A 12,979-nucleotide genomic window follows, 5' to 3' on the forward strand; every position below is an offset into this window, starting at 1 on the left:
CACATGCTCAAGTCTGCTGACTTGAGCATGGCACCCGGGGATGATGGAAGCGATGAGATCGCCGCGCGATGAAACCCTTCTCGCAGCTTCCTCCGCGATGCTCTGCGTCCTCTGCGCCTCTGCGGTGAAAAACCGAACTGTCACCGAGCGCGCACGTTTAGTGTACGCGTTGGCCGGGTTTGGCGCCGCTGTCGGGAGCGAGCAGGTAAATCTCTTCGCCCCCCGCGCCGGCGGCCGTGACCATCCCTTCGCTGATGCCAAAGGTCATCTGCCGCGGCTCCAGGTTGGCGACCATTACCACCAGCCGGCCGACCAGTTCCTCGGCCTTGTACTTGCTCTTGATACCGGCAAACACGTTGCGGCGCTCTTCGCCGCCCAGCGACAGCGTCAGCTTCAACAGCTTCTTGGCCTTGGGAATCTCCTCGGCCGCGATCACCCGGGCCACGCGCAGGTCGACCTTGGTGAACTGGTCGATGGTGATTCGCTCGGCCACCAGCGGCTCGTTCGCCAAAGCGTCCGCCGTGTCGTTCCAAGCCGACGGCGCGGCGGCGCTCGAGGCGGCGGCTGGCGCGCTTGAAGCGGCAGTAGGCGCGCTCGACGAAGCCGATGGCGTACTCGACGAAGCCTGCGCGGCGGGAGTCACGGGCGTTTCTTCACGGCTGGCGTCGATCATGGCTTGCACCTGTTTGGGGTCAATGCGGGTCATTAAGTGTTCGAACTTCGCGAGCTTCGCGCCGACCAGCGGCTGCTGCGCCTGCCGCCAATCGACAATCGGGTCGCCGAGCAGCGTGCCCGACTGTTCGGTCAGCCGGGGCAACACGGGGGCCAGGTACACGACCAACTGCCGATACAAGTTCAGCACAATCGTGCAGACATCGCGCAGCTTGTCGGCCTGGGCCGGATCCTTCTTCAGCTTCCACGGCGCCTGGGCGTCGACATATTCGTTGGCCTTGTCGGCCAGGGCCATCACGTGGCGCATGGCCTTGTTAAAGTCGCACGCCTCGTAGGCCGCCGCGATCGTTTCGCCCTCGGCCGCCGCCGCGGCGAACAAGCCGCCGTCGTCGGGATACTTGGCCGACAGCGTTTCGACAAAGTGAGCGGTGCGGCTGGCCAGGTTGACGATCTTGCCGACCAGGTCGCTGTTCACCTTGGTGGTGAACTCTTCCAGGTTCAGGTCCAGATCGTCGAGCTTCGGCCCCAGCTTCGAGGCGTAAAAATAGCGCAGCCACGCCGGGTCCAGATAGTTCAGATAGGTGGCCGCGCGGATGAACGTCCCCTTGGTCTTCGACATCTTCTCGCCGTCGACCGTCAGAAAGCCGTGAATGTGAACCTTGTGCGGCAAGTTATAGCCGGCGGCTTTCAGCATCACCGGCCAGAACAAGGTGTGAAAGTACGTGATGTCCTTGCCAATGAAGTGATGGACTTCGGTCGTCGGGTTCTTCCACCACGACAGGAAGTCCTCGCCATGCTTGGCGCACCAATCGGCCGTGCTGGCCAGGTAGCCGATCGGCGCGTCGAACCAGACGTACCAGTAGTTGCCCGGCGCGTCGGGCAGCTCGAAGCCGAAGTACGGCGCCGGACGCGTCACGTCCCAGTCGCGCAGTGGCTCGGCCAGAAAGGCCGCCTTGAGCCAGTTGGCCACGTCCGGGTGCAAGTGATCGTGCTCTTGCGTCCAGCGGTCGAGGAACTCGTGGGACTGCTCGGTCTGGACGAACCAATGGTGCGCCGCGCGCAGTTCCGGCGCCGCGCCCGACAGAGTGCTGCGCGGGTCGATCAGCTCGGTCGGGCTGTAGGTCGAGCCGCACTTGTCGCAACTGTCACCGTACTGGTCGGGAGACTTGCACTTCGGACAGGTGCCTTTGATGAATCGATCAGCCAGGAACGTACCGGCGACCGGGTCGTAAAGCTGCTCGACGCTCCGCTCGACGACCAGGCCCGCCTTGCGTAGCGCGGCCCAGAACTCGGCGCACAACTTGCGGTTCGAGTCGCTGTTGGTCGAGCCGTAATGGTCGAACGCGACCTGAAAGCCGGCGAAGTCGCGCTCGTGGGCGGCTTTCATATCGGCGATCAGCGCCGTCTCGCTGCGCCCTTCTTGCCGGGCGCGGATCATGATGGCCGTGCCGTGCGTGTCGTCGGCACAGATATAGACGCATTGCTGGCCCGTCAGCTTCTGGAACCGCACCCAGATGTCGGTTTGGATGTACTCGACCAAGTGGCCCAGGTGGATGTGGCCATTGGCGTAGGGGAGCGCGCTGGTAACCAGAATACGACGGGGCATGGATCAAAACTCAAAACGTGCGGACAAGGAACAAGACAGATTCGACCACGACGACACGACCTTTAATGCAAAGAGAGATCATTTGAACCGCAAAGGCGCAAAGTTCGCAAAGGAAGACAAAAAGGAATGGAATCGCAGAGAACGCAGAGTTGCGCAGAGAGAGGAATACCAGAATTCTAACTCCGCGATCCTTTGCGCTCTCTGCGATTCAAAATGCCTTTCCTTCCGCCTTTGCGATCTTTGCGTCTTTGCGGCTCAACTCTCTTCTTTCTCTGTCTTACGTCGTGTTCGTCGTGTCGTTGTGGTCGAAATCCGCCGCTGAAACCAGCGGCAAAACGCGTGGTCAATGTAGCCGAAGCGACGTGCTAGCGGCTAGTGCGATCGGCCCCCGAACGGGCCTCCCCCGGCTGCCTAAAATCGCGCGATTGCCATTGCTCGAAACAGGGACTTTGACCAAGATTCGCCTCCCCTGTGCCGACCAAGCAAGGATGCGCGGACGGCATGCGGGGTTCGCCGGCGAGGGATCGAGCAGGGAACGGCTCGATCGCGCCTGGCCTATAAAAATAATCAATGCGGCGACACGATCCACGGAGGGAAACATGGTCGCAGTGCAGATGGTCTTGTTGTCGCTTGCGCTTGCGAGCCCCGGCCAGCCGGTGTTGCTCGACTTCACCGCCAGTTGGTGTGGCCCCTGTCGGCAGATGCAGCCGGCGATTCAGCAACTGCAAGCCGCCGGCTATCCGGTTCAAGCAATCGACGTCGACGCGCAGAAGGATTTGGCCAAACAGTTCAACGTGACCGGCGTGCCGTGCTTCGTGCTGGTGGTCGACGGTCGCGAAGTCCAGCGGGTGGTCGGCGCGACGACGGCCGATAAGCTGATTGCCATGTTCACCGCCGCGGGGGCGCGTCAGCCCCAGCCGGCACAACGGCAACTGACCGCGGCCACCGGCCCGGCCATTCCGCACGTCCAATCGCCGAATGTCGACGCAGCGGTGAATAGCTCAGCGCCGGCGAACATGCCGGCAACGCCGTACGTCAATTGCGTGCCTCCAGTGCCGAGCAACGCGACCGACGGCATGGTCGATCGACTGACTGCGGCCAGCGTTCGCTTGCGGATCAACGATGCCAGCGGCCACTCGGTCGGCTCGGGCACGATCATTGACACTCAATCGGGCGAGGCCTTGATCGTCACCTGCGGCCACGTGTTCCGCGAATCGCAAGGCAAGGGGAAGATCGAAGTCGATCTGCTCGCCCCTGGTGCGCCGCAAAAGCTGCCAGCTCGGCTGATTGGTTACAGCATTGAACCAGACATCGCCTTGCTGAGCATTCGGCCCGGCTGCGGCGTGCAGCCGGCCCGCGTCGCGCCGCGCGATTATACTATCGCCAAAGACGACCCGGTGGTCAGCATTGGTTGCGACCACGGCGGGCCGTCGAGCGCCCGGCTGACGCGCGTGACCGCGATCAACAAATACCTGGGGGCCGACAATCTGCAGACTGCTGGCCAACCGGTGCAGGGTCGCAGTGGCGGCGGGCTGTTCACCGCCGAGGGGCTGTTGATCGGCGTCTGCAATGCGGCTGACCCGAAGGACAACGAAGGCTTGTTCGCGTCGCTGAAGGTGATTCACGCCGAGTTGGCCAAGCACGAACTCGACCGCGTGATCGCCGGCGCTGGGGCGGCAGATAAAACCGTGGCGCCTGTGCCGTTCGATACGATCACGACGCCGGTGGCGGCCGTTCCCGCCACTCAGCCTGCGTCACTTCAGTCTGGCGAGCAGGTGCTGCTTGAGCAGTTGAGCGCCAAGAGCGAAGGGGCCGAGTTGATCTGCATTGTTCGGTCGCTCAACGATCCGCGGGCCAAGAGCGAGATCATCGTCCTGGATCGGGCCTCGCCCGAGTTGCTGGAAAAGCTGGCGGTCGAACGCCGCCTGCAGCCGTCACAGCAACCCACGTCCGCGCGCCGGTAGTCGCTGCTCAGAAGAGGATTTGAACCGCTAAGACGCAAAGGACGCTAAGAAAGACAAAAGGAATGGAATTGCAGCGGACGCTGAGCAGCGCAGAGAGTGAGGGTGTTGTAGATTCATAGCTCCGCGATTCGAGACGCATTCCCTTTTTCCTTTGCGATCTTTGCGTCTTTGCGGTTCAAAATGCCTGCCGCATTGCTCCGTGTCTTCCTCGGTGCTTTCTGTGTCTCTGTGGTGAAATAAACTGAGCCACGGAAGGACTACGAAAAGAGTCGGACGATGGTTTCGGCGACGCAGGCGGCTTTGGCCTCGCCTTCGATTTCGAAGGTCTGTTTGCAGGTGACTTGCAGCACGCCGCGCAGATCCTTCACTTCCAACAGCTCGCAGATCATGCGGACCCGGGCGCCGACTTTGACCGCGCTGGGGAAGCGGACCCGATTAAGCCCGTAGTTGACGATCAGCTTCACGCCGTGAAAGTCGACAATCTGTTGGACCAGCACCGGGATCAGCGAGAGGGTCAAGAACCCGTGCGCCACCGTGGTGCCGAACGGACTTTCCTTGGCGGCCCGCACCGGGTCGGTGTGAATCCACTGATGGTCGCTGGTCCCGTCGGCAAAAGCGTTGACCCGCTCCTGGGTGATCTCGAACCAATCGCTCGTGCCGAGCTTCTGGCCGACCAGCGATTGCAGCTCGTCGAAATTGTGAATGACCCGAGGTGGCATGAAGCGGTTCCGTTTCCAATGCTGGCAAGCGGCGTCGTGGCGATACTTTCTGATACGCCCCCGGGCCAGTCGCGGGTCGCCGGCGAGTGCTCGCTAGCGGGTCGTTGCTGGCAGCGGGAGTGTGTGCATTGTACGCGCTTGATGGCGGGGGCAGAATCCCGGGGATTTCCCGAGGAAAATCACATTAACTCGGGTCGCCCGGACAACTTGTTGTCCGTGGTGGCGCAGCCACAAGAGGGTTCTGCGTTACGGAAGCGAGCTTGTAGTGGCCGAGTTCGAGTGCCTCTCGTCGCTGTCGCGACCCGGACAGGCAAGCTGTCCGGGCCACCCGTCGGGTTGTGTTTGGCGAGCGCCAGCAACTCGCTCAACCCGTTTCGGCATTGACCCTTAGCGCGGAATTTCCTATTCACCCCGGTCCCTATCGGGCGGTGCCGCGCGCCGAACGGTCCATAGCAAGACCTGCGCCGCACACTTGCCCAGCAAACCGCCTGGTTCCCCGCCTGTAATCATTGCGGCCGATGAATCGTTGTCCGACCTTGATGCCGATCGCTCAGACCGCGCGCTCGACGAGCGCGCCGCGGGCGTCGCTGCGCGCGGCGGCGCTGGTGTCGAGCCTGGCCCTAGTGCTCGTCGTCGGCTGTGCGACGCCCAAGTACCTGAACGTCCGCTCGGCACCGAATAATCCGCTGGTCGATCAGTTGAAGCTGCGCACCAAGACCGAGGCCACCGAACGGTCGATGCAGGTGCTGCGTCAGTACAACTTGACCGAGGAGCTGCGCGGCAACCCGGCCAAGCTGTTGACCGACTTGCAATCGGTGATCGAGCACGACCCGACGGCCGAGAAGTTGTACACGTTCGCCGAGCTGAGCTACCGCGCCGGCCAGAAAGTCGAAGCGCGCGATCGCAAGGCGGCGCTCGACTACTACGGGGCGAGCGTGGCCTACTCCTACCTGTACCTGTTCGACACGCGGTTCGCCTCGCTGCGCAATCCGTACGATCCCCAGTTCCGCGGCGCGTGCGAGTTGTACAACGGCGCGCTGGAAGCGACCTTGCGACTGGCCAAGAAGCAGGGAAGCTTGATGCCCGGCCGGACGCACCATATCGAGACCGCGTGGCAGAAATTCGACGTGACGGTCGCTCTGTCTAGCCAGACCTGGAAGTCCGAGGACATCGAAGAGATCAAGTTCGCCAGCGATTTCGAGGTGACTGGGCTGACCAACCAGTTCCGCGCCTATGGCCTGGGCGTGCCGCTGATCGCGGTTCGCAAACGCCCGGAAACGAAGGGCGACCAGGAAAAGTATTATCCCGAGGGGATGACCTTCCCGCTGACGGCGTTCATGCGGCTGTTGCCCGACGAGAACTGCAACGAGCTGCGCCCCGGCGCGCGACACCGCGCGCTGCTCGAGCTGTACGACCCGATGGAAGCCGCCAAGGTGGCCGTCGGCCAGAACCAGGTGCCGCTGGAAAGCGATCTGAGCACGCCGCTGGCGTACTTCCTGAACCAGAACAAAAAGCTGAACGATCTGGCGACCTACGGGCTGTTGCGGCCCGACAAGGAAGGAAACCTGACCGGGCTCTACATGCTCCAGCCCTATCAGCCCGGCAAGATTCCGGTGGTGATGGTGCATGGCCTGTGGTCGAGTCCGTTGACGTGGACCGAGATGTTCAACGATCTGCGAAGCGTGCCCGAGCTGCGCGACAACTACCAGATTTGGTTCTACCTGTACCCGACCGGCGAACCGTTCTGGAACTCGGCCACGCGCTGCCGCCGCGACCTGGCCGCCGTGCGCAAGCAATTCGATCCCGAGCGCCGCGAGCCGGCCTTCGACCAGATGGTGATGGTCGGCCACAGCATGGGTGGCCTGGTCTCGAAGCTGCAAACGATCAACAGCCAGGACTCGTTCTGGAAGATCGAAAGCGACCAGCCGTTCGACGTGGTCAAAGCGTCGTTCGAGGAAAAGGAACAGCTCGCCGAGATGTTCTTCTTCCAGGCCAATCCGTCGGTTCGCCGGCTGATCACCATTGCCACGCCGCATCGCGGCAGCAGCTTTGCCAACGACACCACGCGCTACCTGGCGCAAAAGTTCATCTCGCTGCCGCGCTCGTTGGTGCCCGAGAAGGTGGTGACGCAGAACCCGGGCGTGTTCCGGGACACCACGTTGGTGAGCGTGAAAACCAGCTTAGACTCGTTGGACCCGCGATCGCCGGTCTTGCCGGTGATGCTCCAGTCGGATCAGCCACCGTGGGTCAAGTCGCACAACATCGTCGGCATGGTTCCGGAGCGCGGCCTGGCCGGCAAGTTCGCCGGCGAAGGCGATGGCGTGGTGGCGTTCAAGAGCGCGCACCTGGAACGCGTGAACTCCGAGATCGTCGTGCCGTCCGATCACATGAACGTGCATCGCCACCCGCTGGCGGTGTTGGAGGTGCGGCGGATTCTGCTCGAACATCTGCGCGAGTTGAAGACTGGTTCGCCGTTCACGCCCCGCTCGCTGCAGCCGCAGGTGATTCACCCGGCGCTGTTCACTCCGCCGGTGGCTGCGCCGAGTGGCACGGCGACGGCGGTGCCGGCTTCGGCGAACATGCCGGTGGCGCCGACAAGTCCCGCGGCGCCAGCAAGCCAGTCAGCGCCAATTCAAGCGGCGCCGGCCGTCTCGGTTCAGTCAGCGCCGCCAGCTTCGGCCACGTAGAGCGTGGTCCACTCGCTGTTGCTGACGTTGAAGTAGACGCGCCGGTTGTCGGCGCTGAAGGCCGGGTGAGGGTGCGAGACCCGCCACGATTTCGCTCCCCGCGAGTTGTCGAAGCGGTGGAGCACCTGATGCGCGGTCCCGCGCAGGTCGCCGACCATCACCCCCCACTGCTTCGGCTCGTCGCCAAGATCGCCCAGCAGTCCGTCGGTGACGAACAGCTTGCCGTCCGGGCTGACCGAGGGGTGCGACCCGCTCAGATAAGGCTCGCTGGGAATCTTAGTGACCGCGCCGCCTTCAGCGTCGATCAGGATGTTCCCCATCTCGATCACGCGGCGCGAATCGGGGTGCCAGGCCGGGTGTCCCCACTTGGCGCGCTGGAAGGTGAGTTGGCCGCGCTCCAGGTCATAGCCGATCAGTCCCTGCCGGTGGCTGGCGGCCTTTGATTGATAGACGCTGCCGCCGTTGCCGGCCGCGATCTTGAAGAACACACGCCGGCCATCGGGGCTGAGGACCGGGAAGAAGAGCGAGGTTCGCTTATCGCCGAACTCCTTGGCCAGCCAGTCGGGATAGGCCCGCTCGACGTCGGTCGCGCGAACCGCGGTTTTGATTTCGCCGGTCGCGGCATTCACCAGTTCCAGGTCGCGATGCTCGCCGGGGTCCCAGTGACAGCCATAGATCGGCAGCCAGTCGCCGCGCGGCGCGCCGAAGGCCAATTGCCGATCGGCGGCCAGATCGCGCCGCTCGAGCGTCTGGGCGTCAACCACGACGACGTACCAGCGCCCGTCGCGGACTTCGTGAAACGCCACGCGCCGGCCGCCGGAAATCCACTGCTGACAAGCGGCCCGATGGGCGTCTTCGCACGAAACATTGCGGGCGACGGTCGTTTCGCTGCCAGTCAGGCGATCGACAAAGCAAATATCGCCGGTGTGTCCGTTCGCCGCGAGGGACGAATAGAACAGCACCTGCCGGCCATCGGGGCTCTCGGGGTTGCAGACGTAGTAGCTGTGAATGGTGTGCCGGCCCGGGACGCTCGACACGGGGCGAATGCTCACGCCGCTTTGCCACGGTTGCAGCCGATTGTCGCCTGGCTCGTCGGCGCGGGCGGAGAGTGCGAAGTTGGCGATGAGGCAACATGCGGCAAGCGTTAATCGCGAGCGATTCATAAGCAAATACTTTCCGCAGTCCAGCAGTGTCATGCTTCCAATTCAGGCGACGGCCTGCATCAACCCTTCTCCCTCCGGGAGAAGGTGGCCGAAGGCCGGATGAGGGTCAACTCACCATGAGGGATTAGGCGTCAACGGATTCACGATTGAGGTGATAGGCATTTGGCGGACGAAACAAGATTGCCACGGAACCCTCATCCGGCGGCTTGCGCCGCCACCTTCTCCCGGGGGGAGAAGGGTTAGCGCTGGCCTGCTCGCGCTTTCAAAACGGATGAAAGAACAACGGTTGCGGCTTGCGACAAAGCGGCAGCAACTGATCGAGTTGCGAGTTGCTAGTGAAGCAGAATACGCCAATCGGTCTTTCACTAGCAACAAGGAACCAGCAACCAGCAACTTTTTCCCCTACACGGCATCGGTCAACAGATTCGCCGTGATGTAGTCGAGGATGTCGCGGATCGAGACGATGCCGGTCAGCCGGCCGTTGGTCGTGACCGGCATGTGCCGGTAGCCGCCGGTGTCCATCTTGGACAAGGCCTGGGCGATCTGGGCCGAGGCTTCGATCATCTCGGGGCGCGGGGTCATGAAGTCGCGGATCGGCTGATGGCGCAAGGCGTCGAAGTCGGTGTTCACCCGCATCAGCGCGTCACGTTCGCTGAAGATGCCGACCACCACGTCCCCCTCGACGACCAGGATGCAACCGATCGACTGTCCAACCAGCAGATCGATCACCTCGGCCACGTGCTCGTCCGGGCTGACGACGATGGGCTGGCGCGGGGCCAGCATCGAGACCCGGTCGCGGAGCAGCTTTTCCTCGAGGCTCGAATTGGCCTTGGGACGGGTCAGATAGGCCAGCGACGTCTGGCATTGCACGCATTCATCGGCGCCGTCGATGTTCTCTTCGCCACAGTAGGGACAGATCGACATGATGCGACTCCTGGGATGCTACGGCGCGTTCACTTTAGCCTCCGGTCAATGACCGGGGGCGTTCGATGGTGATGCGCGGGTGATTTGGTGTCCTTAAACTAAGCTTCCACCGTCCACGTCTCTCCCGCGGAAAACAATTTGGCCAGCTCGCCGTCCCCCTTCGCCTTGCGGGCTTCGGCGATCTGGTCGTTGAGCAATTCCTCGTAGCGGGGCCGGTCGACGTCGCGGAACACGCCGATTGCCTCGGGAAACTCGGGGTACCGCATCCGGCTCAGCAGGTAGGCCAGGCTTGGCTCGGGCAGCCGTTCGTCGTGGAACAGCAAGTCATCCTCGCTGATGCCGCGCCCCAGCTCGACGACCTCGGGGTTCATGCCGTTCAGGCGGATGCCCCGGTCGCGATTCTTGCCAAAGATCAACGGCTTGCCGTGTTCCAACTCGACGGTGTGTTCAACTTTCTGATCGCGCTCGGTGGCGTAGTCGAACGCGCCATCGTTGAACACCAGGCAGTTCTGATAGACCTCGACGAACGACGTGCCCCGGTGCTCGGCGGCGCGCTTGAGCACCATGCTCAGATGCTTGATGTTGGTATCGGTCGAGCGGGCCACGAAGGTCGCCTCGCAGCCGATCGCCACCGACAGCGGATAGATCGGGTTGTCGATCGCGCCCAGCGGCGTGCTCTTGGTCACCTTGCCCAGCGGCGACGTCGGTGAATACTGCCCCTTGGTCAAGCCGTAAATCTGGTTGTTGAACAGGATGATGTTGATGTCCAGATTGCGGCGAATGGCGTGCATCAGATGATTGCCGCCGATCGACAGCGCGTCGCCGTCGCCGGTGATGACCCAGACCGACAGATCGGGCCGGCTGGCTTTTAGTCCCGTGGCCACGGCCGGCGCGCGGCCGTGAATCGAGTGGATGCCGTACGTGTTCATGTAGTACGGGAACCGGCTCGAACAGCCGATGCCCGAGACGAACACCGTCCGCTCCGGCGGCACGCCCAGGGTGGGGAGCACTTTTTTCATCTGGGCCAGGATCGAATAGTCGCCACAGCCTGGGCACCAGCGGACCTCCTGGTCGCTGGCAAAGTCGTTGGGGCTGAGCACGGGAAGTGAGATTTCAGTAGCCATGATCGTGGCGTGCGCTTTCTGTTCCGGGAATGCGATGCTTGGATCGGTTGGTTGCGGGTTGTCTTGTGTTAGCGGGTGGTGAGTTGACCCTCATCCGGCCTGCCGGCCACCTTCTCCCGGAGGGAGAAGGGCTAGCGCTGACTCTATGATGGTGGATGCTCAGATAATGCGTGATCTCTTTAGTCTCCCTGCAACCCTTCTCTTAAAGAGACAGGTGATTGCGTGGGCGTGGGGACGAAACCGTCGCCGTTCGTCGCGCCGTTCGTTTCGCCTTTCAACAGCTCGTTGATCTTGCGCGTCACTTCGCCGACGACGAACGGCTTGCCCTTGATCTTGTTCAAGCCGACGGCGTTGACCAGGTATTCGGCCCGCAAGATCATCCGTAACTGCCCGCGGTTCAACTCGGGGACCAAGACGCGACGATATCGCGATAGAATTTCGCCCAGGTTGCGCGGCAGCGGATTCAAATATCGCAAATGGCAATGGGCGACCGCTTGCCCTTCGGTCTGGGCGTGATGGGCGGCCGTGGCGCACGCGCCGTAGGTTCCGCCCCACGACACCACCAGCAAGTCGCCGCTGGCCGGGCCGTCGACCGTTTGCTCGGGAATGTCGTTGGCGATGTTGGCCACCTTGCGAGCGCGCAGATGGACCATGTGCTGATGATTCTCGGCGTCGTAACAGACGTTGCCGGTGATGTCCTGCTTTTCCAGGCCGCCGATCCGGTGCATCAGCCCCGGCGTGCCGGGCAAGGCCCAGGGGCGCGCCAACCGCTCGTCGCGCGCATAGGGCCGGAACGTGTCACCTTCGTTCAGCGCGCCCGGGTGCTCGACGCTGATCGTCGGCAAGTCGGCCACGTTGGGCAATCGCCACGGCTCGCTGCCGTTGGCAATGAAGCCGTCGCTCAGCAGCATGACCGGAGTCATATATCGCGTGGCCAACCGCCAGGCCTCGATCGCCACCTCGAAACAATCGGCCGGGCTACGGGCGGCAATCACCGGCAGCGGACATTCACCATTGCGGCCAAAGATCGCCTGGCCCAGGTCGGCTTGCTCGGTCTTGGTGGGCAGCCCCGTGCTCGGTCCACCACGCTGGACGTTGATGACGATCAACGGTAGCTCCGTCATCACCGCCAGACCGATCGCCTCTTGCTTCAAGGCGATGCCCGGGCCGCTGCTGCTGGTGACCGACATGCTGCCCCCGAACGCGGCCCCAATGGCCGAGGTGACGGCGGCGATTTCGTCTTCGGCCTGGAACGTGCGCACGCCGTAATGCTTAAACTTGGACAGCTCGTGCAAGATGTCGCTGGCGGGCGTGATTGGGTAACTGCCCAGGAACAACTCGCAATTGCTCAGCTTCGACGCGGCGATCAGCCCCGTGGCCAGCGCCTCGTTCCCCATGATGTTCCGATAGGTGCCCGGCGCGAGCTTGGCGCGGCGGACGCGATAATGGCTGGTGAAGGCGTCGACGGTCTCGCCATAGTTCACGCCGGCGCGGAGCGCGCGACGGTTGGCCTCGGCAATCTCGGGGCGCTTGCTGAACTTGTCGTTGATGTAGCGCAGCGTCGGGTCGAGCGGCCGATCGTACAGCCAGAAGACCAGCCCCATCGCAAAGAAGTTCCGGCAGCGATCGCTTTCCTTGACGCCCAGGTTCTGCTCGGCCACGGCCAGCCGCGTGAGCCGCGTCATCGGCACGCGGAACAACTGGTAACCGTCCAGGCTGCCGTCGGAGAGCGGATTGGTCAGATAGCCGGCCTGCTTGATCTGGCGATCTTCGAACTCGTCTTCATTGACGATCAACGTGCCGCCGGGCGCTAGGTCGGACAAGTTCGTGGCCAGCGCCGCGGGGTTCATCGCCACCAGCGCGTCGACCGTGTCGCCGGGGGTGTAAATGTCGTGGCTGGCGAAGTGAATCTGAAAGCCGCTCACCCCGGCCAGCGTCCCTCGCGGCGCGCGAATCTCGGCGGGGAAGTCGGGCAGCGTGGCGACGTCGTTCCCCAGTAGGGCCGACGTGTTGGTCAACTGAGTGCCGGCCAATTGCATGCCGTCCCCTGAGTCGCCACAGAAGCGAACGGTGGCTTCCTCGATGTCCCGAATCGGCTTTTCGACCGTAGCCATGAATCA

At 63.0% G+C, this 12,979-nt stretch carries 9 protein-coding genes; 3 read left to right on the forward strand and 6 right to left on the reverse strand.

Features of this window, described 5'->3' with window-relative positions:
* Positions 1–157: 157 nt before the first annotated feature.
* Positions 158–2,278, reverse strand: coding sequence for a methionine--tRNA ligase (metG, locus tag JSS27_01370; protein MBS0207579.1), 2,121 nt, complete (start codon positions 2,276–2,278; stop codon positions 158–160).
* Here metG and JSS27_01375 point away from each other — a divergent pair.
* The gene (locus JSS27_01375; protein ID MBS0207580.1) at positions 2,277–2,600 is read left to right on the forward strand and encodes a hypothetical protein; all 324 of its coding nucleotides are present in this window, start codon (positions 2,277–2,279) and stop codon (positions 2,598–2,600) included. The two genes, metG and JSS27_01375, sit on opposite strands and share 2 nt — an antisense overlap.
* A gap of 277 nt (positions 2,601–2,877) precedes the next feature.
* Positions 2,878–4,242, forward strand: a complete 1,365-nt coding sequence (locus JSS27_01380) for a trypsin-like peptidase domain-containing protein (protein ID MBS0207581.1) — start codon at positions 2,878–2,880, stop codon at positions 4,240–4,242.
* A gap of 257 nt (positions 4,243–4,499) precedes the next feature.
* On the opposite strand, the gene JSS27_01385 is transcribed toward JSS27_01380, so the two are convergent.
* The gene (locus JSS27_01385; protein ID MBS0207582.1) at positions 4,500–4,961 is read right to left on the reverse strand and encodes a MaoC family dehydratase; all 462 of its coding nucleotides are present in this window, start codon (positions 4,959–4,961) and stop codon (positions 4,500–4,502) included.
* A gap of 518 nt (positions 4,962–5,479) precedes the next feature.
* On the opposite strand from JSS27_01385, the gene JSS27_01390 reads away from it, so the two are divergent.
* Positions 5,480–7,648: an alpha/beta fold hydrolase gene (locus JSS27_01390; GenBank protein ID MBS0207583.1), complete on the forward strand. Its 2,169-nt coding sequence runs from the start codon at positions 5,480–5,482 to the stop codon at positions 7,646–7,648.
* On the opposite strand, the gene JSS27_01395 is transcribed toward JSS27_01390, so the two are convergent.
* The 4 genes from JSS27_01395 to JSS27_01410 form a co-directional block, all read right to left on the reverse strand.
* Positions 7,618–8,811 (reverse strand): hypothetical protein, encoded by a 1,194-nt coding sequence (locus JSS27_01395; protein ID MBS0207584.1) that lies wholly within the window; start codon positions 8,809–8,811, stop codon positions 7,618–7,620. The genes JSS27_01390 and JSS27_01395 overlap by 31 nt on opposite strands.
* Before the next feature lie 402 nt (positions 8,812–9,213).
* Positions 9,214–9,735 (reverse strand): CBS domain-containing protein, encoded by a 522-nt coding sequence (locus JSS27_01400; GenBank protein MBS0207585.1) that lies wholly within the window; start codon positions 9,733–9,735, stop codon positions 9,214–9,216.
* Positions 9,736–9,833: 98 nt separating this feature from the next.
* A complete protein-coding gene (locus JSS27_01405) occupies positions 9,834–10,859 on the reverse strand; it encodes a 2-oxoacid:ferredoxin oxidoreductase subunit beta (protein MBS0207586.1) in 1,026 nt (341 codons plus the stop codon).
* 179 nt (positions 10,860–11,038) lie between these two features.
* Positions 11,039–12,973, reverse strand: coding sequence for a 2-oxoacid:acceptor oxidoreductase subunit alpha (locus JSS27_01410; protein ID MBS0207587.1), 1,935 nt, complete (start codon positions 12,971–12,973; stop codon positions 11,039–11,041).
* Between the last annotated feature and the right edge of the window lie 6 nt (positions 12,974–12,979).

This window comes from Planctomycetota bacterium (assembly GCA_018242585.1).
GTDB lineage: Bacteria > Planctomycetota > Planctomycetia > Pirellulales > PNKZ01 > JAFEBQ01.